The 22,468-nt window shown below is 62.7% G+C and carries 20 protein-coding genes, 1 tRNA gene and 1 pseudogene; 17 read left to right on the top strand and 5 right to left on the bottom strand.

Translation table 11 applies throughout. From position 1 onward, the window contains the following. Positions 1 to 153: 153 nt before the first annotated feature. The 9 genes from AC1DWQ_RS14125 to AC1DWQ_RS14085 all read left to right on the top strand — a co-directional run bounded on the left by AC1DWQ_RS14125 (position 154) and on the right by AC1DWQ_RS14085 (position 9,108). Positions 154 to 747: a LemA family protein gene (locus AC1DWQ_RS14125; protein ID WP_477670195.1), complete on the top strand. Its 594-nt coding sequence runs from the start codon at positions 154 to 156 to the stop codon at positions 745 to 747. Positions 748 to 929: 182 nt separating this feature from the next. Further along, positions 930 to 1,934 (top strand): M48 family metalloprotease, encoded by a 1,005-nt coding sequence (locus tag AC1DWQ_RS14120; RefSeq protein WP_477670194.1) that lies wholly within the window; start codon positions 930 to 932, stop codon positions 1,932 to 1,934. Between the two features lie 162 nt (positions 1,935 to 2,096). After that, positions 2,097 to 2,447: a c-type cytochrome gene (locus AC1DWQ_RS14115; protein ID WP_477670193.1), complete on the top strand. Its 351-nt coding sequence runs from the start codon at positions 2,097 to 2,099 to the stop codon at positions 2,445 to 2,447. 12 nt (positions 2,448 to 2,459) lie between these two features. Further along, on the top strand, positions 2,460 to 3,770 hold the full coding sequence (locus tag AC1DWQ_RS14110) for an NAD(P)/FAD-dependent oxidoreductase (RefSeq protein ID WP_477670192.1): 1,311 nt from the start codon (positions 2,460 to 2,462) through the stop codon (positions 3,768 to 3,770). 173 nt (positions 3,771 to 3,943) lie between these two features. Continuing rightward, positions 3,944 to 5,281, top strand: coding sequence for a 16S rRNA (cytosine(967)-C(5))-methyltransferase RsmB (rsmB, locus tag AC1DWQ_RS14105; protein ID WP_477670222.1), 1,338 nt, complete (start codon positions 3,944 to 3,946; stop codon positions 5,279 to 5,281). Then, on the top strand, positions 5,262 to 5,924 hold the full coding sequence (locus tag AC1DWQ_RS14100; RefSeq protein ID WP_477670191.1) for a DUF4390 domain-containing protein: 663 nt from the start codon (positions 5,262 to 5,264) through the stop codon (positions 5,922 to 5,924). The genes rsmB and AC1DWQ_RS14100 overlap by 20 nt, the downstream gene beginning before the upstream one ends. After that, positions 5,921 to 8,227, top strand: a complete 2,307-nt coding sequence (locus tag AC1DWQ_RS14095; RefSeq protein ID WP_477670190.1) for an ATP-binding protein — start codon at positions 5,921 to 5,923, stop codon at positions 8,225 to 8,227. The genes AC1DWQ_RS14100 and AC1DWQ_RS14095 overlap by 4 nt, the downstream gene beginning before the upstream one ends. A 67-nt stretch (positions 8,228 to 8,294) precedes the next feature. Next, positions 8,295 to 8,975: a response regulator gene (locus AC1DWQ_RS14090; RefSeq protein ID WP_457282636.1), complete on the top strand. Its 681-nt coding sequence runs from the start codon at positions 8,295 to 8,297 to the stop codon at positions 8,973 to 8,975. Positions 8,976 to 9,032: 57 nt separating this feature from the next. After that, positions 9,033 to 9,108: transfer RNA gene (locus AC1DWQ_RS14085), tRNA-Phe, on the top strand. Between the two features lie 127 nt (positions 9,109 to 9,235). Here the strand turns inward: AC1DWQ_RS14085 and AC1DWQ_RS14080 are convergent. Together AC1DWQ_RS14080 and AC1DWQ_RS14075 are read right to left on the bottom strand one after the other, a co-directional pair. Then, on the bottom strand, positions 9,236 to 10,003 hold the full coding sequence (locus AC1DWQ_RS14080) for an SDR family NAD(P)-dependent oxidoreductase (RefSeq protein WP_477670189.1): 768 nt from the start codon (positions 10,001 to 10,003) through the stop codon (positions 9,236 to 9,238). Between the two features lie 149 nt (positions 10,004 to 10,152). Then, a complete protein-coding gene (locus AC1DWQ_RS14075; protein ID WP_457282638.1) occupies positions 10,153 to 10,845 on the bottom strand; it encodes a FadR/GntR family transcriptional regulator in 693 nt (230 codons plus the stop codon). Between the two features lie 83 nt (positions 10,846 to 10,928). Between AC1DWQ_RS14075 and AC1DWQ_RS14070 the strand changes: the two genes are divergently transcribed. From AC1DWQ_RS14070 to AC1DWQ_RS14040, 7 genes and pseudogenes are all read left to right on the top strand, one after another. After that, positions 10,929 to 11,381: a helix-turn-helix domain-containing protein gene (locus AC1DWQ_RS14070; protein WP_477670188.1), complete on the top strand. Its 453-nt coding sequence runs from the start codon at positions 10,929 to 10,931 to the stop codon at positions 11,379 to 11,381. 54 nt (positions 11,382 to 11,435) lie between these two features. Further along, positions 11,436 to 11,600: pseudogene (locus AC1DWQ_RS14065) on the top strand (dehydrogenase); the annotation flags it as partial. 254 nt (positions 11,601 to 11,854) lie between these two features. Beyond that, complete coding sequence (locus tag AC1DWQ_RS14060) at positions 11,855 to 12,958, top strand: sugar ABC transporter substrate-binding protein (protein ID WP_477670187.1); 1,104 nt, start codon at positions 11,855 to 11,857, stop codon at positions 12,956 to 12,958. Positions 12,959 to 13,033: 75 nt separating this feature from the next. Continuing rightward, on the top strand, positions 13,034 to 14,569 hold the full coding sequence (locus AC1DWQ_RS14055) for a sugar ABC transporter ATP-binding protein (RefSeq protein WP_477670186.1): 1,536 nt from the start codon (positions 13,034 to 13,036) through the stop codon (positions 14,567 to 14,569). Then, the gene (locus tag AC1DWQ_RS14050; RefSeq protein WP_477670185.1) at positions 14,566 to 15,549 is read left to right on the top strand and encodes an ABC transporter permease; all 984 of its coding nucleotides are present in this window, start codon (positions 14,566 to 14,568) and stop codon (positions 15,547 to 15,549) included. Before AC1DWQ_RS14055 ends, AC1DWQ_RS14050 begins: the two co-directional genes overlap by 4 nt. Then, positions 15,549 to 16,535 (top strand): ABC transporter permease, encoded by a 987-nt coding sequence (locus AC1DWQ_RS14045; protein ID WP_457282643.1) that lies wholly within the window; start codon positions 15,549 to 15,551, stop codon positions 16,533 to 16,535. Before AC1DWQ_RS14050 ends, AC1DWQ_RS14045 begins: the two co-directional genes overlap by 1 nt. Before the next feature lie 2 nt (positions 16,536 to 16,537). Beyond that, positions 16,538 to 17,485, top strand: coding sequence for an SMP-30/gluconolactonase/LRE family protein (locus AC1DWQ_RS14040; RefSeq protein WP_477670184.1), 948 nt, complete (start codon positions 16,538 to 16,540; stop codon positions 17,483 to 17,485). 84 nt (positions 17,486 to 17,569) lie between these two features. On the opposite strand, the gene AC1DWQ_RS14035 is transcribed toward AC1DWQ_RS14040, so the two are convergent. Both AC1DWQ_RS14035 and AC1DWQ_RS14030 read right to left on the bottom strand, forming a co-directional pair. Continuing rightward, complete coding sequence (locus AC1DWQ_RS14035) at positions 17,570 to 18,547, bottom strand: ABC transporter substrate-binding protein (protein ID WP_477670183.1); 978 nt, start codon at positions 18,545 to 18,547, stop codon at positions 17,570 to 17,572. Between the two features lie 86 nt (positions 18,548 to 18,633). After that, entirely contained in the window at positions 18,634 to 19,632 is a 999-nt protein-coding gene (locus AC1DWQ_RS14030) for an NAD-dependent epimerase/dehydratase family protein (protein ID WP_477670182.1), read from the bottom strand. 626 nt (positions 19,633 to 20,258) lie between these two features. On the opposite strand from AC1DWQ_RS14030, the gene AC1DWQ_RS14025 reads away from it, so the two are divergent. After that, the gene (locus AC1DWQ_RS14025; RefSeq protein WP_477670181.1) at positions 20,259 to 21,221 is read left to right on the top strand and encodes an amidohydrolase family protein; all 963 of its coding nucleotides are present in this window, start codon (positions 20,259 to 20,261) and stop codon (positions 21,219 to 21,221) included. A gap of 21 nt (positions 21,222 to 21,242) precedes the next feature. Here the strand turns inward: AC1DWQ_RS14025 and AC1DWQ_RS14020 are convergent, their stop codons facing one another. Further along, the gene (locus AC1DWQ_RS14020; RefSeq protein WP_477670180.1) at positions 21,243 to 22,436 is read right to left on the bottom strand and encodes a XylR family transcriptional regulator; all 1,194 of its coding nucleotides are present in this window, start codon (positions 22,434 to 22,436) and stop codon (positions 21,243 to 21,245) included. Between the last annotated feature and the right edge of the window lie 32 nt (positions 22,437 to 22,468).

Below are 22,468 nucleotides of genomic sequence, written 5' to 3'. Positions count from 1 at the left end.
TGTGCGTAACCAGCTATCAAAATCATAGCGTTTTCATGGTATTCAAAAGCAGCCTGCCAACTTGCCGTTTGAGCCCAAAAACAGTTAACCTCGCGGCAGTCGCCCGCCGAGCTGTCGGGTGAGTGTCAGCTCATGTCGCACCAAGGAATATCCATGCCTCTTAGCACGCTTGTTTTCGTCATTGTGTTTGCCTTGCTGGTTTTCTGGGCCGTAGGCGCCTACAACCGGCTGGTTCGGCTGAAAAACATCATTGCCAACGCTTTCGCCCAGATCGATGTGCAGCTCAAGCGCCGCTACGACCTGATTCCCAATCTGGTCGAAGCCGCCAAAAAATACCTGCAGCATGAGCAAAGCACGCTTGAGGCGGTGATGCTTGCGCGCAACCAGGCACGCGCGGCCAGCGATGCGGTGCGCAGCCGCCCTGCCAATGCCGGCGCCGTTGTGGCGCTGGCCGCTGCCGAACAGTCGCTGGACGGCAGCCTGGGGCGGCTTTTTGCCGTAGCCGAGGCCTACCCCGAACTCAAGGCCGACCAGACCATTCGTGAACTCAGCGAAGAGCTCACCAGCACCGAAAACAAGGTTGGTTTTGCCAGGCAGGCTTATAACGATGCCGTGCTGGACTACAACAATGCGCAGGGGCAGTTTCCCGCGCTGCTGATTGCCCGCACGTTTGGGTTCGCGCCTTCAGCCATGCTGCGCGCAACCGAAACACCGGCCGAGCGCCAGGCTGTGCGTGTCCAGTTCTGAAAACGTGGCCCCCACGCTTGTCACTTCGTGTACCACGCGAGGCCTTGCAGGTCGCGGCTCGCGAGACGCTTCGCCTGCGGCCCGGCAAAGCCGGTTCCGCGGTCCTGGCTGGTTTGGATCCTCTGTAAGCTGCCTGCGTGCTCCTCGGGTATTGAAGGGTGAGATGACCCGAGGGGCTGTGAATGCGCTTTTTTGAGCGCCAGGAGACAGCGCGCGGGCAGACCACGCGGCTGCTAGTGCTGTTCGGCTTGACGGTGCTTGCGCTGGTTGTGGCCGTCAATGCCGCGCTGGCGCTCACCTGGCGTCTCGTGGCCTCCGGCTTCAGTGGCTACCCCGGCTACTTCTTTGCGGTCAACACGGGCATGACCCTGCTGTTCGTGTTTGGCGGCTGGTGGCTGGAAACCTCTGCGCTGAAGGGCGGCGGTGAGAAGCTGGCGCGCCGTGCGGGTGCCCGGGAAGCCTGGCCAGCCAGCCGGGAGGCCGAACAAAAGCTGTGCAACATCGTGAGTGAGCTGGCTATTGCCGCCAGCATGCGGCCGCCCCAGGCCATGGTGCTCGACCGGGAAGAGGGCATCAATGCGTTTGCCACCGGCTGGGATGAGGACGACTCGGTGGTGGCGGTAACGCGCGGTGCACTGGAGTACCTGACACGCGACGAGCTGCAGGGCTTGGTGGCGCATGAATTCAGCCATATACGCGAAGGCGATACGCGTCTGAACATGCGGCTGGCCGGTATGGTGTTCGGGCTTGAGATGGTCTTCAACCTCGGACGCAGCATGTGCGCGCAGAACGACAGCGGCGGGCGTTCTTTCCTTGCCTTGCCCGGCTTTGCCATCATGACCACAGGCTCGCTCGGATGGCTTGCGGGGCGTGCACTGAAGGCGGCGGTGTCGCGCCAGCGCGAGTTCCTGGCAGATGCGCGAGCCGTGCAGTTCACGCGCAGCAAGGATGGCCTGGGTGGCGTGCTGCGCAAGGTGGCAGGCCAGCAGGCGCAGGGGCTGATGCCGCGCAGCGTGCACCCGGCCGTGCAGCACATGCTGCTGGTGGGCCTCCGTGCAGATACCCATTGGTTTGCCAGCCATCCGCCGTTGGCTGAGCGCATCCGCCGCATCTATGGCCGGTCAATGGAGGCGCTTCCCACGCAGCGTGATGATGAAATGCCAACGCGACCGGACGCCATTTTCTAGATTCGCCATGGCAGCAATAACTTTCCAATAAGCACATCGCCATTAGGTTGAACGGCAGGGCCCCAGCTGCTGCCGAGTACTGGATACTCCCTATAGGGTGCAGAGGGCGCCACGTTAAATTGTCAGTTGAAAAGGCGGCTGCCCAAAACGATAGGAGAACCTATGAGAACGTTACGTCTTCCAATATCCAGGAGGCTCAAGCGCCTTGCGCTGCCTTTGCTCTGCCTTGCGCTCGCCCCCATGGCGCATGCGCAAGACGCCGGCACCAAAGAAACGCTTTACGCCAGGGGTCTGGCGGCAACCTGTGCAAACTGTCACGGTACCAATGGCAAAGTGGTTCAGGGTTCCGCGGTCACCTCACTTGCAGGCCTCGACAAGGGTTACATCGTTGCGCAGATGAATGCCTTCAAGGCCGGCACGCGGCCCGCCACGGTGATGCACCAGATCAGCAAGGGTTTCAATGATGCGCAGATCGAGTCGCTGGCCACCTACTTTGCTGCACAGAAGAAGTAAGGAAAAGACACCATGAATACGCCTCTTCACTCCCCTTCGTTAGCAGGCTTCAGGCGCCGCTCTTTCCTGCAGTCAACGGCAGCCCTGGGTTTGCTAGGGCTGGCCGGCGGCGCCAGCACCGCTGAACCGTCCAAGGCCAGGGTTGTGGTGATTGGCGGCGGCTACGGCGGCGCCACGGCTGCCAAATATGTGCGCCTGCTGTCGGACAACAAAATCGACGTGGTGCTGATCGAGCCGCAGGACGCCTTTATCTCCTGCCCCATCTCCAACCTCGTGCTCAGCGGCGGCAAGCAGATCGGCGACATTACGACGTCTTATGCAGGCCTGTCGCGCAACCACGGCATCACCGTGGTGAAAGACTACGCCAGCGCCATCGACACCGTGAAGAAAACCGTCACGCTGGCTCGCGGCGCCACCATCGCGTATGACAAGCTGGTGGTCTCGCCCGGTGTGGAGCTGATATTCGGCAGCATAGAGGGCCTGAAGGCCGCCAACGACTCGGGCCGGATCCTGCAGGCCTGGAAGGCCGGTGCGGAAACCCTCGCGCTGCGCCGGCAGCTGGAGGCCATGCCTAACGGTGGTGTATATGCCATCACCATTCCCGAAGCACCTTACCGCTGCCCACCCGGCCCGTACGAACGCGCCAGCGTCATTGCTGGCTATTTCAAGGCCGCCAAACCGCGCAGCAAGGTGCTCATCCTTGATGCCAATCCGGACGTCACATCCAAAGGGCCGCTCTTCAAGAAAGTATGGGCCGAGCAGTACAAAGGCATCATCGAATACCGCGGCCAGCACAAGGCCACCGCGGTTGACGCCAAAGCCGGGATCATCAAGTTCGATGTGCAGGACGATGTCAAGGCCAACGTGCTGAATGTGCTGCCTTCCATGCGTGCCGGCACGATTGCCGTGCAGGCGAGCCTCAACAACCAGGCCAACAACCGCTGGTGCGGCGTGAATTACCTGACGTTTGAATCCACTGCCGCAAAGGATGTGCATGTGCTCGGCGACTCCATTCAGGTCGCGCCCGCCATGCCCAAGAGCGGCCACATGGCCAACAACCACGGCAAGGTGGCGGCCGCCGCGATCGTGGCCCAGCTCTCGGGCTGGGACGTCAACCCCGCGCCCATGCTCACCAATACCTGCTACAGCTTTGTCGACAACAAGAATGTGATCCATGTGGCCAGCGTGCATGAGTATGTGGTGGCAGAGAAAACTTTCAAGGCGGTAGCCGGCTCCGGCGGCGTCAGCGCCGGGCCTACCGAACTTGAGGGCGTCTACGCGCTGAACTGGGCCAGCAATATCTGGGCAGATAGTCTCAGTTAGCCCCCACGGTCGTTCGCTTCGCGTAACTCCCTGCCCCCCGAGGGGGCCGCTGCGCCTGCGGTCCGGCAAAGCCGGTCCCGCGGCCCCAGCTTGCAATTCGGAGTGGCACAGCGGGGACTTGCTACTGGTCTAATACAGGTTGCCGTCCCCTTCGGGCGGTATCCGTGAGACAAATGCAAGACAACCCGACCCAAGTCCCCCTGTGGCGCCAGCTGCAAGGGGCTGCCTCCCTGCTAATGGCTGTTCGTGACGGCCAGTCCATGACCGCCGCGCTGGAAGATGTGGACGCCGCGTTGCGGCCCGGCGTTCAGGCGCTGGGTTTTCACACCCTGCGCTGGCTGGGCCGCGCCGAGGCCTTGCGCCAGCAACTGGCGCGCCGCCCGCCGCCGCCTGAGGCCGACGCCTTGCTATGCGTGGCGCTGGCATTGATCTGGACGGAACATGGCGCCCCCTACACCGCGCACACGCTCGTTGACCAGGCTGTGGAAGCCGCCAAGCATGGGGATGCCACGCAGCACCAGGCCAGTTTCATCAACGGCTGCCTGCGCCGGTTCTTGCGCGAACGCGAGGAGCTGGTGGCACGCACCGAGAAAAGCCCGCAGGCCGTGTGGAACCATCCCCAGTGGTGGATAGACCGGGTGCGCAAGGATCACCCCGGGGACTGGCAGGCCATACTGCAGGCCAACAATACCCAGGCACCGCTGATCTTGCGCATTAATGAGCGAAAAACGACTCAAGCCCAATACCAGCATGCGCTGGCAGCTATCAATATTGAAGCAACACCGGTCGGCAGGCATGGTGTCATCCTCGCCCGTGCGCAGGCCGTTAGCTCGTTGCCGGGCTTTGCGGAAGGGCATTTTTCGGTTCAGGACGCCGCGGCGCAGCTGGCTGCGCCTTTGCTTCTGGATGATTTGAAAGCCGAGGGCGGTGAAGCCGGGAGGTTGAAAGTGCTGGATGCCTGTGCTGCACCGGGCGGCAAAACCGCTCACCTGCTTGAACTGACCGATTGCGACGTGACAGCGCTGGACATTGATGCGCGCCGCTGCGAGCGCGTGAAGCAGAATCTGCACCGCCTGGGTCTGCAGGCTGACATACGTGTCGGCGATGCCGGCCAGCCTGATTCCTGGTGGGATGGGCAGGCATTCGACGCGATCCTGCTGGACGCGCCCTGTACCGCTTCGGGCATCGTGCGGCGCCACCCGGATGTACGCTGGCTGCGCCGGCCCACGGACATCGCCCAATTGGCCGGCATCCAGGCGCATCTGCTGAAAACGCTCTGGCTTTTGCTCAAGCCCGGCGGGCGCCTGCTGTATTGCACCTGTTCAGTTTTTCGCGCGGAAGGCGACAACCAGATACAAACGTTTCTTACGCACCACACCGACGCCTTATTAAAGCCTTCGCCGGGGCATTTGCTCCCCCAAAGTGGCGTCGGAGCGACGGTCTTCCCGGACAATTTGATGCGTGAACACGACGGTTTCTATTACGCCCTCCTTGAAAAGCGCAGCCGCTGACAGCTGGCGGCGTGCGGTGGGCATCGTGGGGCGTTTTCTGCCGGGACTGTGCCTTTGCATCGCGATGGCCGCACCGGGATCGGCGTCGGCCACCGAGATCACGCAGCTGCGCGTGGAGCGCGGTGACGATGGTGTTCACCTGTCTGCGCAGGTCCGGTTTGAGCTTCCGGCGGTCGTGGAAGACGCCCTGCTCAAGGGGATCCCGATGTTTTTTGTGGTCGAAGCCGACATTTACCGCGACCGCTGGTACTGGACGGACCCGCGCGTGGCCAGTGCGGCCCGCACCGTTCGCCTGGCTTACCAGCCATTGACCCGCCGCTGGCGCGTCAACATTGCTTCGGGCCTCATCACCAGTTCGGCGGGCCTGCGCGCCACACTGAACCAGAATTACGAGACCCTTCCCGAGGCCCTGTCTGCCATCCAGCGCGTGGCGCGCTGGAAAATCGCCGATGCGGCCGAGGTTGACCCCGACGCCGCCCACAAGCTTGATTTCAGTTTCAGGCTCGACCTGACGCAGCTGCCGCGCCCCTTCCAGATCGGGGTAGCCGGGCAAAAAGACTGGAATATCTCCGCGCAGGTCAGGGAGCGGCTGAAACTGGAGCCCGCCACGCCTGTGGTCTCCAGCGCCGAGGGCGTCAAGTGAACCTGCAGGTCAGTGGCGGCTCCCTCAAGAGCAGCAAGGCTTTTCGCTGGACGGTCGGTGTCGGCGTGGGGGCCATCGCGGCGCTCGGCCTGGTGCTGATGTTCCTGCTGACGCAGGCCACCGGCAATCGCGAGCTGTACGAGCGCAATTACGCACTGCTCTTCGTGCTCAACGTGGCCGTTGCCGGCTTGCTGCTGCTGGTCATCGGATGGATCGTGGCGCGCCTTGCCCTGCGGCTGTACCGCGGCCGCTTCGGCAGCCGGCTGCTGGTCAAGCTGGCCGCCATCTTTGCGCTGGTCGGCCTCATGCCGGGGCTGATGATTTATGTGGTGTCCTACCAGTTTGTGTCGCGGTCCATTGAAAGCTGGTTTGATGTGGAAGTGGAGGGGGCGCTGGCGGCCGGGTTGAACCTGGGCCGGGCCACGCTGGACACCCTGGCCGCCGACCTTGGCAACAAGACACGGCAGGCCGCCACCCAGATTGCCGAGACGCCGGACGCCATGGCTGGCCTCGCACTTGAACGCCTGCGCGACCAGCTCCAGGCCAGCGATGTGGTGCTCTGGAGCCCCTCGGGCCAGGTGATAGCCAGCGCAGGTGAGTCGAGATTTCTGCTGAAACCCGAACGCCCCTCAGTACAGCAACTGCGCACGGCACGCACGCAGCGCGTCGTCACGCAGATTGAAGGCCTCGATGAGGTGGTGTCTGCCGGCAACGGCGAGCTGGCCGCAGGTGGGGCTGCCGGTACCGCGCCGGGGGCCGTTGCGCGGGTCAAGGCGATTGCCGTGGTGAACAACCCCAATGTGAACGTGCTGGGCGACGCGCGGTTTTTGCAGGTGACCCAGCTGCTGCCTGAGGGCCTGGTGGCCAATGCTGTCGCCGTCCAGGAAGCTAACCGCGAATACCAGGAGCGCGCGCTGGCACGCGGCGGCCTGCGCAAGATGTATATAGGCACACTCACGCTCAGCTTGTTCCTGGCCGTATTCGGTGCGGTACTGCTGGCCGTGGTGCTGGGCAACCAGCTGGCCAAGCCGCTGCTGGTGCTGGCGGAGGGCGTGCGCCAGGTGGCCCAGGGCGACTTGACACCCAAGGCCGCCCTGCAGGGCAAGGACGAGCTGGGCGGGCTCACGCGTTCTTTTGCCGACATGACACAGCAGCTGGCCGATGCCCGCTCGGCAGTGCAGCAAAGCATGAGCCAGGTTGATGCCGCGCGCGCCAACCTGCAGACCATTCTGGACAACCTCACCGCCGGCGTGATCGTGCTGGATGTGCATGGCCGCATCCAGTCCAGCAACCCTGGGGCTACCCGCATCCTGCGTGCGCCGCTGGCGGCGTACCACGGAAAATCGCTGGGCGAAGTGCCAGGCTTGGGCCTGTTTGCCAAAGATGTGCTGGCCCAGTTCACCGATTACCTCAGCGATGGTGCGCCGCACGGGCTTGAGCATTGGCAGCAGTCTTTTGAGCTCAACGCGGCCGTGCCCGGTGCGCCCGACAACGCCATCACGCTGATCGCCCGTGGCGCCAAGATGCCGGGCACCGAAGAGTTTTTGCTGGTGTTTGACGATGTTTCCGAAATGGTGTCGGCCCAACGCGCGCAGGCGTGGGGCGAGGTGGCGCGCCGCCTGGCCCACGAGATCAAGAACCCGCTCACGCCCATCCAGCTGTCGGCTGAGCGCCTCGAAATGAAGCTCACCGGCAAGGTCGGCGAACCTGAGCAACTGCTGCTCACCAAATCCGTCAAGACCATCGTTGACCAGGTCGACGCAATGAAGCGGCTGGTGAATGAGTTCCGCGACTACGCCCGCCTGCCGGCGGCCGAGCTCAAGCCTGTTGACCTCAATGCATTGATCAACGACGTGATGCAGCTCTACCTCAGCGACGGTCACAGTGAGCTGCGCAGCGGCAGTGCCGCGGTTCCGGTCGTCACAGAGCTGGACCCCAAGGCCCCGAAAATCCAGGGCGACGACCAGCAGCTGCGCCAGGTCATCCACAACCTGTTGCAGAATGCCCAGGATGCGCAGGAAGGCAAGGAGGACGGACGGGTTACGCTCAAGACCGAATACTCTGAAACGTCCAGGCGTGTGCGTCTGACGGTGCGCGACAACGGAACGGGCTTCCCCGAACATATCCTCAAACGCGCGTTCGAGCCCTACGTCACGACCAAGGTAAAGGGCACGGGTCTGGGGCTCGCGGTCGTCAAAAAAATTGCAGATGAACACGGAGCCCGCATCGATATTTCAAACCGCGTGGCAGACGGTTTGGTGCAAGGGGCACAAGTGTCGTTATCATTTGCAGTTGTGGCTTAACAACACATTCAGTAACACTTCGATATCCGCACGGCATTCGCAATAACAGGCAGGCAGCAATTCAATCATGGCAAATATTCTGGTGGTCGACGACGAGCTGGGCATACGCGACCTTCTCTCAGAAATTCTTAATGACGAAGGGCATCAGGTCGAGCTCGCCGAGAACGCCGCTCAGGCCCGTGCCGCCCGCGGACGTTCCAGGCCCGACCTGGTGCTGCTGGACATCTGGATGCCCGACACTGACGGCGTGACGCTGCTCAAGGAGTGGTCTTCCAGTGGCTTGCTGACCATGCCCGTCATCATGATGAGCGGCCACGCCACGATCGATACGGCAGTCGAGGCTACCAAGATCGGCGCCATGGCGTTTCTTGAGAAACCCATCACGCTGCAAAAACTCCTGAAGGCGGTGGAGCAGGGCCTCACCAAGGCAGCTCCCCGCAAACCCGCCGTAATGAACAGCAGCCCCGCGGCACACGCAGCCGACCTCACGGTAGAAGCCGTGATGACCGGCGGGACCTTGCCGACACCTGTTGACCTGGGACCGCAGGCCACGCAGAGTTTTCTGCTGGAAAAACCATTGCGCGACGCGCGTGACGAATTTGAAAAAGCCTATTTCGAATTTCATTTAGCCAAGGAAGGCGGCTCCATGACCCGTGTGGCGGAGAAAACCGGTCTTGAGCGTACCCACCTCTACCGAAAGCTCAAGCAACTCGGCGTGGATCTGACCCGCGGCAAACGCGGCGTCTGACCTTGAAGACCCAGGGGGCCGGACACCCCTTTCGGGTGATATATAATCTGAGGCTCAGGCCCGGTAGCTCAGTCGGTAGAGCAGAGGATTGAAAATCCTTGTGTCGGTGGTTCGATTCCGCCCCAGGCCACCAGATGCGCAAGCCCTTGATTCCTAACGGATTCAAGGGCTTTTTCAATTCTGGGGCGTCGCTATCCTCCTGGTAGGGCCGCCCTTGTCAGATTTCGATGGAATTCAATATCCTTCGGGTGGCCCATCGATCATGTCCACCCTCCATCGACAACCAAATCCTGCGCCGTCATCATCTCGCTGTCGTCGGAAGCCAGGAACAGCGCCGCCTTCGCAATGTGTTCAGGCATCAAATCCCCCGGCAGGCATTGCGCACGGGCCAGGTCTGCCTTGGACTCGGGTGTGACCCACAGCCGCAACTGTTTTTCCGTCATGGTCCAACCCGGCACCAGGGTGTTCACTCGAATGCGGAAGGGTCCGAAGTCTCGCGCCAGGCTCCTGGTGAGCCCTTGCACGGCTGCCTTGCAGGTGGTGTAAACCGGCATGCCGCCTTGCTTGAGCATCCAGCTGACCGAGCCGAAGTTGACGATGGAGCCGCCGCCCAGCGCTTTCATGTCTGGCGCGACTTCCTGCGCCGCGAAGAACTGGTGCTTGAGGTTCACGGCGACGCCCGCGTCCCAGTATTGCGGTGTCGTGTCCTCGATCAGGTGTCGCTCGTCGTTGGCCGCGTTGTTCAGCAACACCCGGATCGGCCCGATCTGGGTGCGAAGCGCTTTGATCGCCTGGCGCATTTCGTCAGTGTCGGTGACGTCGCTGCGCATGAAATGCACGCGCTTGCCGAGCTCCTTCGCCACACTTGCCTGAAGGGCGAGCGCGTTGTCCACGTCGATGTCGATGAACCCGACCTTCGCATCTTGCGCTGCGAACTGCCGCACCAGGGTGGCACCGATGCCGGTCGACCCCCCGGTGATGAGGACGGACCGGTCTTTCAGGCTGGGATAGTGGGTTTGCATGTTCATGTGAATCGTCTCCTAAATTGCGATGTGCAGCGGCGGGGGGTACGCGCGATGCTAGGCTCGGCTCGGGCCCGGCACCAATTCAATTTCCGGCGCGAGCGATAGCAATCTGCGCATCGTGCGCTCGTGGATGCACGCCTCAGGGGACGGGGTCAGTCCCCCACCCAACGCAGCTCGGAGGCGCGCAGATGGGCGAGCATGGCAGCCTGTGCGGCTATCGGATCGCGTGCATCCAGAGCGCTGAGAATAGCTTCATGTTCCTTCAGCGCAGCCTTCCAGGTGCGTGGGTTCTCGTATTTCGAAGACAGCTTGGCCGAGATCGGGCTGTGCCGTTCATCGAACAACTCGGCGATGATGCGGGCCATCACGGAATTACCACTCATCTGCGTAAGCGTCATGTGAAAGCGTCGATCAAGATCCAGCGGGGCGCGGTTGCGATCCGTTTCAGCCCTCATTCTCGTGACGATCGTCCTAAGCTGCTTGAGCTGCTCAGGGGTGCCGCGCGCGCAGGCAAGGATCACCACCGCGCTCTCCAGGGCGGAGCGCGTCTGCATCAGTTCCCTTGGGCTCTCGCCGAGTGCGGGTGTGGCCTTCCCGGAAGTGCGTTTGGGTTGCGGGCAGACGTAGACACCCGAGCCGCCACGGATCTCGACACTGCTCTGGACGTCCAGGGCGATCAATGCCTCGCGCAGCGAAGGGCGGGACACGCCCAGGAGCAATGCCAGCTCGCGCTCGGCCGGCAGACGGTCGCCGACCTGGAACGATCCTTTGGCGATCAGTTCCCTGATCTGATCGGCGATCTGCTGATACAGGCGACGGGGTTCGGCAGGCTTGGTAACTCTCATGGCGGGGAAGGTGTAACGAAAGGATCATACCGTCGGGCGGTGCCCCTGCGTGGCCATGGCCGGTAAGTTGTGGTGGAAAAACCTTGTCTGGTCAGACCAAAATTGGTACATTCAAAAAAATTGGCATGACCAAATTTATCAACCTTCAACGCTTCGACCTCGCTTCGATCCGGCTCGTGGTGCTTTGCGCCGAGTCGGGTTCATTGTCGGAAGCTGCGCGCCGCTGTCACTTGTCCCTGTCGGGCGCCAGCCACCGGCTGAAGGCTTTCGAGGATGCGGTGGGGGAGCCCGTCTTCCAGCGCCACCGCCGGGGGTTGCGCATCACCATCCGTGGGCGCCACGTGGTGTACTGCGGCATGCAGCTTCTGAACTGGGTCGACCGCCTGGCCGGGCCGGCCTTGTTTGATGGCGAGATGCCGGAACTAATTTTGAACGGAGTATCAGAGGCTGCGAAAGTACCGCTTCCGCTGCTGGGGGTCTCCCCAGGTTTTCCGAGATTCGAAAGTTGGCCGCCGAGAGTGGTCAGTCCAAATTAGCAGATATATAGTTACCCGTCTGACCGCTGCGCAGGGCCAATCATGCTGACGTGATCTGTGCAGGAACGCGGATTCCAGTTTATCGCCCACGGTGGCAAGTACGTCCTCGTTTCCATCGTCCGCGACAGCATTACTTTCTCCGATCCTGAGTTCCACAAGCGCGAAGCCACGTTACTTGGCGGCCGCAACGCGACGATCGAGGACTTCCGGATTGTCATGTCGCCCCGCTCCTGGAGCTCGCCGTCGGTGTTGGTGTCGCAGGCAGGCTGACCCGCCTGCGGCGCCTTGGGGCCTGAGGGGGCGACGCAGCCTTCGAAGCGGCGCAAGTCAAGGGAAAGCCCTGATGCGGTCCGATATGGCCAGACCAAAAATGAATTGATCAAGTTTTGCCCTGGCCAAATGCTTCGCGCAATCCTGCGCCGTTGTCAGCTCGCCGGCTTCAGAGACCGGCACACTCTAAACAGGAGACAAGCATGCAAACGAGACGAGATATTCTGGCCGCGGGCGCGGCCGCAACACTGGCCGGCCTGGGCGCGCCGGCGTTGGCCCAAACCTACGAGCCGGCCTGCTTCAAGCCGTTCTCCGGCAACACGAAGACCATCCAGTATCCGGCCAAGAAGGGACCGTACCGCATCGCATTGGCCAATGGTTATGCCGGCAACAGCTGGCGCATCCAGATGATCAAGTCGCTGAAGGCTTATGCAGCAACGCCGGAGATGAAGCCGCACATCAAGGAGCTGAAGGTCGTGTCCACCGGTACGGACGTGGCTGCGCAGCTGGGCGCCATCGACAACTTCATCAACGCGGGCTTCGACGCCATCCTCACGATCGCGGTGTCGCCCACCTCGTTCAAGCCGGTGATCAAGCGCGCCAAAGAGGCTGGCGTCGTGCTGATCCCGTTCGACAATGTGCTCGACACCGACGAGGTGATCCAGGTGAACGAAGACCAGCTGGAAATGGGCCGCCTGATGGGCCGCTGGCTGGAGAAGAACGGCGTGACCAGCGGCAAGGTTCTGGAGATTCGCGGCTTGCCGGGCAACTCGGTGGACCGCGACCGCCATCTCGGTTTCCGCGAGATCATGGACAAGCACAAGCAGGTCCAGATTATCGAAGTGGTGGGCAACTGGGACGACGGCACTTCGCAGAAGGTAGCGGCCGACGCGATTGCCGTGCATGGCCGCTTCAACGGCATCTACACGCAGGCTGGATCCAACGGCACCATTCGTGCGCTGATCGAGGCCAAGCACCCGTTCGTGCCCATCGGTGCGGAAGGGGAAAATGGCTTTCGCAAGATGGTCCATCAGTACCATAAGGACGGCCTCAAAGGCGCTTCGGCCGCGCAGTCGCCTGGCCTGGTCTCGGTGGCCCTGAAGGCGGCCATCGCCGCACTGCAAGGCCAAAAGCTGCCGCAGTACATCTCGGTGCCCATTCCCTACGTCGAATACCAGAACATGGCACCGGGAAAGAACTTCTACCCGGATTTACCCGACACCTTCTACGTGGCCAACGAGTTTCCGCCTTGCAACATCAACCTGACGGCGCCGGACATCATGAAGCAGAGCGAGGGAAATACCTGAGATCAGCCTTGGAGTTTTAACGCCGGGCTGTGTGGCCGCGCCCGGCATTTTTCCTGTTTGGAGGCTTTTCTTTCCGTGACCCAGAAACCCTTGCTCGAACTCCAGGGCATCACCAAGCGCTACGGCGGCGTATGTGCGCTTGACAGCGCGGACTTCGCTTGTACGGCAGGTGAAATTCACGCTGTTCTGGGCGAGAACGGTGCCGGCAAGTCGACCTTGATCAAGATCATCGCCGGCGTCGTTCAGCCCGACGCGGGCCGTATCCTGCTGGACGGCAAGGAACTGCGGCTGGACTCTCCGAACTCCGCGCGCGAGCGCGGTATCGTTTGTGTGTTCCAGGAGCTGTCGCTGGTCCCGGACTTGTCCGTGTGCGACAACATTTTCCTGTCCAGGCCCCCGGTGAAGTACGGCCTGATCGACGCCAAGACTCAACAAGAGCGAGCTACCGAGCTGCTTTCCCTGCTGGGTTGCAGCGACATCCATCCCATGGACCGCGTGCGCGACCTGCCGCTATCCCGCCGGCAGGTCGTCGAAATTGCCAAGGCGCTAGGCGCGCAGCCGCGCCTGCTCATCCTGGACGAGGCGACCTCCGCCCTCAGCAGCGAAGACGTGGAACGCCTGTACCGCCTGCTCTTCAGTCTGCGAGACCAGGGCGTCGCAGCGCTGTTCATCTCGCACCGCATGCACGAGGTCAAGGCGCTCGCCGGTACCTGTTCGGTTTTTCGCAGTGGTCGCCGCGTCGACACGTTTGCCAACGGCACGCGGACCGACGCTGAAGTGGTGCAACTCATGATCGGTCGTGACGTCGCCAAGTCGTACCCGCCCAAGACCGGTCCGGCCACGGATGCGCGACCGGCTGTCACGGTCAAGTCCTTGAGCTGGGAGCCCAGCCTCCGGGACATTTCGCTGGAGATTCTGCGAGGCGAGATTGTCGGCTTGGGAGGGCTGGACGGACAGGGGCAGCGCGAATTGCTGCTGGCGCTTTTCGGCGTGCTTAAGGGTGTGCACGGCGAAATCGAGGTTTTTGGTCAACCGGTCACCAATCTGGCGCCACACATATGCAAGCAACCCGGACTGGGGATCGCCCTCATCCCGGAGGATCGCAAGACCGAAGGGTTGGTCTTGCCCATGAGTATCCGTGAGAATGCGAGCCTTGCCCAGCTGGAGGCGCTCACGCGCTACGGCTTGCTGAGCCCGGGGGGCGAGCAGGCGGCCGTGGCGCAGATGGTGGACAAGTTGCGCATCAAGATCGGTTCCGTGGAAGACCCGGTGCAGACCTTGTCCGGGGGCAACCAGCAGAAGGTGGTGATCGCCAAGTGGCTGATGACCCAGCCGCGCGTGCTCCTGCTGAACGATCCCACACGCGGCATCGATGTGGCCACCAAGCAGGAAATCTATGTCCTGCTGCGCCAGCTTGCTTCCCAGGGCGTGGCCATCCTGCTCTACTCCACCGACTACGAAGAACTGATCGGCCTGGCGGACCGCATCCTGATCATGTACGAAGGACGCATCGTGCGCACGCTTGTCGGGGAGGAGATCACCGAGCAGGCGATTGTGGCCTCATCCCTCAACGTATCCCTCGCTTCAACCGAACCGGAGGCCGTCACATGAACAGGGAAGAATGGCTGCGAGGGCTGCGCCGCAACAGTGGTCCGCTGAGTGCGCTGGTGGTGTTCATCCTGATGTTTTCGCTGTACCTGCTGGAGCATCCGCGCTCGATATCGGTCGGCATCGTCACCACGGCCTCGAACAAGGCGGCGCTGCTGGCCATCGTTGCGATGGCCCAGACCCTGCCTGTCATCACGCGCGGCCTGGACCTCTCCGTGGGGATGGTGATGGTGCTCACCAGTTGCCTGGCCTCCGTCGTGGTGAACGGTGCGCCTTGGCAAGTGGCACTCGGGGTGGTGCTGGTATTGGCCTCCGGGGCGGCGGCCGGTGCCCTGAATGGTGCAATCGTCGTATTCGGGCGCCTGCAGCCGATCATCGTCACGCTCGCCACGGGCGCAGTGTTCTTCGGCCTGGCCTTGCTGCTGCGTCCTGCGCCGGGCGGGGAGGTCAGCGAGGGCTTGTCAGACGCGCTGACCGGTCGTCTCTTCGGCACGATTCCCACAACGCTGGTGTTGCTGGCCGCGGTCATCGTGCTGGGCTGGATGCCCTTCAGGCGCACGGTCATCGGCCGCGCCTGTTATGCCGTGGGGTCGTCCGAGCAGGCGGCTTATCTTTCGGGCGTTCCGTCGCAGCGGGCCAAATTCATCGCGTACACCGCCGCGGGACTGCTTTCCGGGCTTGCCGGGTTGCTGCTGTCGCTGATCTCCCTGTCGGGCGAGGCCAGCTCGCCGCAGGCGGGCCTGTACACCCTCAATTCCATCGCGGCGGTCGTGATCGGCGGAACCTCGCTCTATGGGGGCGCAGGGGGCATGGTGGGATCGGTGTTGGGTGCCTTCGTGTTGCGCACCATTGGCGACCTGCTGTTCGTGTTCAATGCGCCTGCGCTTTGGCAGCCGCTGTTCGAAGGACTCATCCTCCTGGCGGCTGTATGCGTCGGCGCGCTGCACGTGCTTCGCCTGCGAAACCGCCTGGACCTGTTCTGATGACCAGCCTCTCCGTTGACACTCCGCGCTCCTCCGCCACCAGCAAGCGTGTGTTTCAGAGACTGCTGTTGAATCCGCCGGCCATGGTGGCCCTGTGTTCGCTGGCCCTTCTGCTGGCCGCCAGCGTCGTCAACAGCAACTTCCTGATGCCGGGCTACCTGCTGCTGCAACTGCAGATCGCCGCCTTCCTTGGCATCACAGCCGCCGGGCTCATGGCCGTCATCCTGTTGGGCCACATTGACCTGTCGGTGCCCTGGACCATCACCACCGGGGCAATGATGGCCGCCGCCGCGGGCGCCACCTATGGCGCCGGCTGGGCGATCCCCGCAGGCATCGCCTGCGGCGCGCTGATCGGCCTGGTCAATGGGTTGGGGGTGGCGATCCTGCGCATCCCTTCGATGATTTTCACGCTGGGCGCGAACGCTGTGCTGCAGGGCCTGATGGTCCTTTACTCGGGCGGGCATGCACCGGTGCACGGCGCTACCGAGCTGATGCGTGCACTGGGCGTCGGCAGGACGTTTGGCGTGCCCAATGCCGTGTGGACCTGGGTGGCCGTCTCATTGCTGTTCTACCTGGTGCTGACGCGCACTGCCATCGGCCGCTACGTGTACATCATCGGCAACACCGAGCGCGCCGCCTACCTGTCCGGCGTGCGCACCGGCAAAGTCATCGTGCTGTGCTTCGTGGCCTGCGGGGCTCTGGCAGCGCTCGCCGGCATACTGCTCGCCGGCTACTCGGCTAACGCCTACCAGGCCATGGGTGATCCCTACGTACTGCCCGCGATCGCCGCGGTCGTGCTGGGCGGCACCAACATCCTGGGCGGCCGCGGCAGCTACCTGGGCACTGTTGCAGGCGTAGTGTTCATCGTGCTGCTGCAAAGCGTGCTTGCGGTTCTGCAGATGCCCGAGGCGGGCCGCCAGATCATCTATGGCGCGCTGATCCTGTGCATGCTGCTGCTGTATGGCCGTTCGGCCAGGGTGAGGTGATCTTGGCTGACCGCTATGGCATCCGGGGCGATTTCCTGCTGCACGATGTGCGTTTTCGCGGACTGGTTCCGCCGAACGGGTTTGTAGAAAAGCTCTTCACCGGCACGCGTTGGGCAGAGGGCCCCGTGTATTTTCCGGCCGGCGACTTCCTGCTGTTCAGCGACATCCCCAACAACCGCGTCCTGCGGTGGGTGCCCGACGGCGCAGGCGAGGGCAACGTAGTAGAGTTTCGCAGGCCCTCCAACTTCGCCAACGGCCATACGCGTGATGGCGAAGGCCGCCTGATCAGCTGCGAGCATGGCACGCGCTGCGTCAGCCGCACCGAGCTCGATGGCCGGCGCATCGTGATCGCAAGCGCCTTTGAAGGCAAGCGGCTGAACTCGCCGAATGACGCCGTTGTCGCGCCCGATGGCGCCGTGTGGTTCTCCGACCCGACCTACGGGATCCTGTCCGATTACGAGGGTTATGCGGCCGAGCCCGAGTACGGTGGCCGCTACGTGTTCCGGGTCGACGCCGGTAGCGGGCGAGTGGAAGTTGCCGCCACGGACTTCGTGCAGCCCAATGGATTGGCGTTTTCTCCGGACGGCACCCTGCTGTATGTGGCGGATTCCGGGGCATCACATGATCCGCAGGGGCCGCGACACATTCGAGTGTTTGACGTGGCAGCCGGCGGCCGGCTGCGAGGCGGCGAAGTCTTCGCCACCGTGGATGCTGGGATACCGGACGGCCTTCGCGTGGACCTGCGCGGCAATGTGTGGACCAGCGCCGGAGACGGCGTGCATTGCTTCTCGCCGCAGGGCGAACTCCTTGGCCGGATCCTCGTTCCCGAGCCGGTGGCCAATGTAGAGTTCGGCGGGCCGCGAGGTAACCGCCTTTTCATCACGGCCACGACGTCGCTGTACGCCTGCTATCTCACGACGTCTGGTGTCTGGGCACACAGCCTGGTGTAGCTCACGGCATCGCGGCGACTCTGAGAATGATGAGCCACAGCTGGGCCCGCCGCCGTGGCTTGCAGCGGGGCCCGACTGTCAGTGTCAATACTTGCGGTTCGGGAATTCCTTGGCGGCTACTTCGGCCGGGAACACACCCTCGATCGACTTGATCCAGCGCGGCAGCGTTTGCCCCGAGGCGGCTTTGGCTGCCGCTTCCATCAGCTGGGGGCCAAGCAGGGGGTTGCACTCCACGCTGACATTCATCTTGCCGGCGATCATCGCCTCGAAGGCGCCCTTGACCGCATCCACGCCGATTACGAGGATATCCTTGCCCGGCTTCAGGCCTGCTTCCTCGATGGCCTGAATCGCGCCGATGGCCATGTCGTCGTTGTGTGCGTACAGCACGTTGACCTTCTTGCCTTCAGCCTTGAGGAAGGCTTCCATGACTTCCTTGCCCTTGGCGCGGGTGAAGTCGGCGGTCTGCGAGCGGATGATCTTGTAGCGAGGATTTGCTTTGAGCCCTTCCTCGAAGCCTTTCTTCCGTTCGATCGCGGGATCGGAGCCCACGGTGCCCTGCAATTCGACGATGTTCACGTCGCCGGTGGTGTTCTTGGTGTTATCAAGCAACCACTGCGCGGCGCGCCGGCCTTCCTCGACGAAGTCCGAACCCACGAAGGTGGTCCAGGTGGAGGGATCTTTCACCACCACACTGCGGCTTTCCAGAATGACGGGGATCTTGGCGGACTTGGCCTCCCGCAGCACGGTATCCCAGCCCGTCGTGACGAGCGGTGCGAGGATGATGACGTCCACCTTCTGGGCGATGAAGGACCGGATTGCCTTGATCTGGTTCTCCTGCTTCTGCTGTGCGTCTGAGAACTTCAGTTCATAGCCGGCCGCGCTGGCAGCGGCCTTGACGGAGTCCGTATTGGCTGTGCGCCACTCGCTTTCGGCGCCGGTCTGCGCGAAGCCGATCACCAGCTTCTTACCTTTCGCCTGGCTCCAGGCCGGTGTCGCCCAGGCGTATGCCAGGCCGGCGGCCGCCATGATGGCGGCAAAGCTGCGTCGTTTCATCGGGGTCATCTTGTGTCTCCTGTCTTCGTATCTGTTCGATCGGGTGCAGCACTCTTGCCTTACTGACCGCCCGGTGCTGTAGCGGGCGGCTGAACTCAGCCGGGATACCAGACCATGCGAGGATCGTCGGGTGCTCGTTGGTACGTCCACGCGGACTCGACCATCCGGGCCATGTCGAACTGGGGGTGCCAGCCCAGCAGGAACTTCGCCTTGGTGTTGTCCAGCCACGTGGAGCGGTAGGGTGTGCGGACTGGCACGAGCGGCAGGCCCCGCGTGCGTGCCAGGTATGTGCCAAGCTCGCCATAGTCGAGCGGCTCGTCCATGCACACGTTCATCAGTTGCTGCCGGGCGCGTGGTGCGTCCAGGGCCAGCAAGATGGCATCCACAAGATCGCACACATGGACGAAGTTGCGCTTCACTGGTTGACCATCCGGATCAAGCATCACCGGGACGGCGCCGCTGCGAACGTGGTCGCGCGCTTCGCTCTCTGTCACCAGGTCCCGCCAGCGCGGGCCTCCGAACACGTCGTCGCCGAAAGACAAAGTGAAGCGGAAATCGTCTTTCTCCATGATCCAGGGTGCACGCAGGCAGCAGCCGTTCAGGTCATACTGGACCTGGTACTGCTGGAGCATTACTTCTTCCAGTACTTTGGACAGGGCATAGCATCCAGGGTAGGCGGTATGCGGCTGGCTTTCTACCACCGGTACGGGGTGCGCGTAGTGGAAATGCCCGACAGCGGCGTCGCCGCCGACCAGCACGAATTGCCGGAAGGTGGTGCTTGTCCGGCAGCCCTCGAGCAACCAGAACATGCCCTTGACGGCGACATCCATCACCTCGTCCGGCGTTTCCTTGCTTGTGGCCAGGTGCAGCACGTGTGTCACGCTTTCGAGCGCGCGCTGCACGTCCGCGCGATCCTGAATGGAACCCCGCACGCACTCCAGGCGTTCGCGAGGCTGCAACACACGGTTGTGGCAGAGCGCCCGCACGCGGAAGCGATCAAGACTGGCGTCCTCCAGTACTCGCTGGATGAACGCGCGGCCCACTTTGCCGGTGGCACCCGTGACGAGAAGGAGTCCGGAGGAAGGTGGTTGCATTCGGGCCCTCTGAATGGCGCGGATGATAGCAAGCCGGCCCTGCTTTGGCGATCATGTTTTGGGCTTGATCCATACACGAATTCATATGGGTTGCAACCTATATCGATTCCGGAGTTGTCCTCCTGGCTGTGCGCTTCAGAGGAGAAAAGACTTTGCTGCAAACGACATGGCGAAGCCGGCAGGAAAGAAAGTGGACTTGGCCCCGGGCGCGAGCCTTCACCGATTAGAGAGGGTGGCGGCTCTCTACGACGCCGGCGCCGTCCCTGTTTCTCGCCGGGTCACTGCGTTCGGGCGCTTGCACCGAGTGAAAACCACTTGCCGGGGAGGTGCCGGTTATTTCTGATCCATCGTTGCTTCTCTGTGGGCTTCGCGGGTCTGCGGTGTTGATTGGTCAGGCCAATATTGACACATATGTAATATTGGTCTTACCCTGATCCGCGATCCTGCCGGAGGCGTGCCGCCGTCCAATAGCGCCTCGATCTGCATCAACAATGTGTCAGTTACCACTGACTTACCGTATGACAGGGTTCGTTCCGGAACACCCATCAACCCGACAAGGAGAAGACCATGAAGGAGACAGTAAGCAAAGGCCTGAGGCACTGCGCGGCAGCAGCGGCGGCGCTGGCATGACGTGGCTCGCAGCGGCGCGCGGGGGGCGTGGTGCCGTCGATCAGGCGCTGCTGGCTGCGATCGAATCCGCCGAACGCAACGCCCCGCCCGGCAAACGGCCCATCGTCGAGACGCATATTCACTTCTGGCAGGTGACCCGGTCCGGCGGTGTGCCATGGCCCACAGCGGCGGAGGGGCCGATCTTCCGCGACGTGCTGCCGCCGGAGTACAGCGCATTCGCCAGGTCCCAGGGCGTGGTGGCGGCCGGGATCGTGGAAGCGAGCGGCATTGTTCAGGACAACCAGTGGGTCCTCGACCTCATCAAGAACGATCCGTTTTACGCGTTCTTCGTCGGGAACATCGAGGTAGGCGCGCCGAACTTTTCCACCGATCTCGCGCGGTTCGCAACGGACCCGCGCTTCGTGGGAATCCGCGGCTATCTCACCGGCCCGGCTGAGGGCATCACGCTCAGCGCGGCACAGCTCACCAGCCTGCGCGACCTGGCAGCGCGCGGTATGACGCTCGACATCATCAGCCGGGGGACCAGGAATCCGAAGAGCCAGGTGCAGGCGCTTTGTACCGCGGTGCCCAATCTGCGCATCATCATCGACCATTTGGGTGGCGCAACCGGGCCGGCGGTGGACCCCACCTGGGCGTCCGACGTTCGCCGCCTCGCCAGCGACTGCCCGAATCTGTACATGAAGTTTTCGTCGTTCTATGACATGTACGCTCCAGGTGACGTGGTTTTTCCGTCTCCCACTGACCTCGCTTCGTACAAGCCGCACTTCGACGTACTGATGTCCGCGTTCGGCAAGGACCGCCTGATCTGGGGCAGCAACTGGCCGGTAATCACCCTGCACGGGACTTTCGAAGCCCAGATTGCCATCGCCGAGGCGTATCTGGCCCCGTTCGGCGCCGGCGTGCGCGACAAAGTGATGTTCAAGAACGCCCTCGCGTTTTATCGCCGGCACAAGGCGTAGCGGACCAGAGAAACTGCCGGCTCAGCTCCGGCGGCTTTCCCGCCACGAAGCCGGCGTTGCCCCCAGCTCCCGCTTGAACACTGTATTGAGGTACTGGACGGAACGAAAGCCGCTCGCCCGCGCGATGTCATCGATGCCCATTTGTGTGTTGCTGAGCAACTGAAAGCAACGCTGCAACTTGTACAGCAGGATTTCGTCATGGACGGAGCGCTTCAACTCGCGGCGAAAGTACATCTCCAGCGATGAGCGTGAAAGCCCCACCGTTTCGGCAACCTGCTCCGTCTTGATGCCCTGGCAGGCGTATTGACGGATGTAATGGAGAGCGCGCATCACGGTCGCGCTGTGTTCGACGTCGCGCGCGGTGGACGCGCGCGAATGCACGCCGGCCGGAGGCACGACCACACGCACGTCGTTCACCGGCGAGCCGCTCAGGGCCTGGTGCAACAGGTGCGCCGCGCGATGGCCCATTTCGTGGGTTCCCTGGCTGACCGAGCTGAGCTGGATTCTCGTCAGGTGCTGGCCCAGTGTGTCGTTATCGATCCCGATGATGGCGACTTCGTCGGGAACTGCGATTGCGCCGACGATGCACGCCTGCAGCACCTGCCGTGCACGCGCGTCCGTGACGGCGACTATGCCAACGGGCTTGGGCAGGCTTTGCAGCCAGGAGAGCAGTTTCCTTGTCGCGCTTCCCCATGTGGGCGCGCTGGTTGCCAGGCCCCGGTGGATCTCACCAGCCAACCCGTCGCGGGCAAGCCGGGCGGTGAACGCTTTTTCGCGCTCCTGGGCCCAACGGTTGAGCGGCGATTCCGGCAGGCTGTAGCAGGCAAAACGGGAAAGCCCGGACTCCACCAGGTGGGTCAGCGCATGCGCGACCAGTTCGCGGTTGTCCGTCGCAACGTACGGCACATTGACGGGGTAGCACGCGGGATCCTCGTAGGAGCCCCCGACGGCAACGACAGGTACGCGTACCCCTGTGAGAGCGTGCGCCACGGCCGGATCGTCGTAGTCCGCGATGATCCCGTCGCCGTCCCAGTCGTGGATGCCGTCAAGCCGAAAGCGGAAATCCTCTTCAAGGAAGAGATCCCAGGCGACCCGCGTGTGGTTCACATAGTCGCCGATGCCCGTGATGATCTCGCGGTCATACACCTTGCTCGCATGGAAGAGCAATGCCACGCGCAGCACGGTAGGGCCACTTTGACGTAATGACGATTTCATGGTCGGGTCGGTTGATCATGAGGATACCGGCA

The organism is Polaromonas sp. P2_G11, from assembly GCF_056403595.1.
The sequence above is the reverse complement of the archived record's forward strand: the minus strand, read 5'-3'. Positions and strand labels throughout refer to the sequence as shown.

What these genes read in the sequence shown, in the direction of transcription:
- AC1DWQ_RS14050 (WP_477670185.1), top strand. Translation starts at nt 14,566, where the DNA reads ATGAACAGGGAAGAATGGCTGCGAGGGCTGCGCCGCAACAGTGGTCCG.
- AC1DWQ_RS14035 (WP_477670183.1), bottom strand. Translation starts at nt 18,547, where the DNA reads ATGACCCCGATGAAACGACGCAGCTTTGCCGCCATCATGGCGGCCGCC.
- AC1DWQ_RS14125 (WP_477670195.1), top strand. Translation starts at nt 154, where the DNA reads ATGCCTCTTAGCACGCTTGTTTTCGTCATTGTGTTTGCCTTGCTGGTT.
- rsmB (WP_477670222.1), top strand. Translation starts at nt 3,944, where the DNA reads ATGCAAGACAACCCGACCCAAGTCCCCCTGTGGCGCCAGCTGCAAGGG.
- AC1DWQ_RS14025 (WP_477670181.1), top strand. Translation starts at nt 20,259, where the DNA reads ATGACGTGGCTCGCAGCGGCGCGCGGGGGGCGTGGTGCCGTCGATCAG.
- AC1DWQ_RS14120 (WP_477670194.1), top strand. Translation starts at nt 930, where the DNA reads ATGCGCTTTTTTGAGCGCCAGGAGACAGCGCGCGGGCAGACCACGCGG.
- AC1DWQ_RS14020 (WP_477670180.1), bottom strand. Translation starts at nt 22,436, where the DNA reads ATGAAATCGTCATTACGTCAAAGTGGCCCTACCGTGCTGCGCGTGGCA.
- AC1DWQ_RS14045 (WP_457282643.1), top strand. Translation starts at nt 15,549, where the DNA reads ATGACCAGCCTCTCCGTTGACACTCCGCGCTCCTCCGCCACCAGCAAG.
- AC1DWQ_RS14075 (WP_457282638.1), bottom strand. Translation starts at nt 10,845, where the DNA reads ATGAGAGTTACCAAGCCTGCCGAACCCCGTCGCCTGTATCAGCAGATC.
- AC1DWQ_RS14110 (WP_477670192.1), top strand. Translation starts at nt 2,460, where the DNA reads ATGAATACGCCTCTTCACTCCCCTTCGTTAGCAGGCTTCAGGCGCCGC.
- AC1DWQ_RS14080 (WP_477670189.1), bottom strand. Translation starts at nt 10,003, where the DNA reads ATGAACATGCAAACCCACTATCCCAGCCTGAAAGACCGGTCCGTCCTC.
- AC1DWQ_RS14090 (WP_457282636.1), top strand. Translation starts at nt 8,295, where the DNA reads ATGGCAAATATTCTGGTGGTCGACGACGAGCTGGGCATACGCGACCTT.
- AC1DWQ_RS14060 (WP_477670187.1), top strand. Translation starts at nt 11,855, where the DNA reads ATGCAAACGAGACGAGATATTCTGGCCGCGGGCGCGGCCGCAACACTG.
- AC1DWQ_RS14115 (WP_477670193.1), top strand. Translation starts at nt 2,097, where the DNA reads ATGAGAACGTTACGTCTTCCAATATCCAGGAGGCTCAAGCGCCTTGCG.
- AC1DWQ_RS14030 (WP_477670182.1), bottom strand. Translation starts at nt 19,632, where the DNA reads ATGCAACCACCTTCCTCCGGACTCCTTCTCGTCACGGGTGCCACCGGC.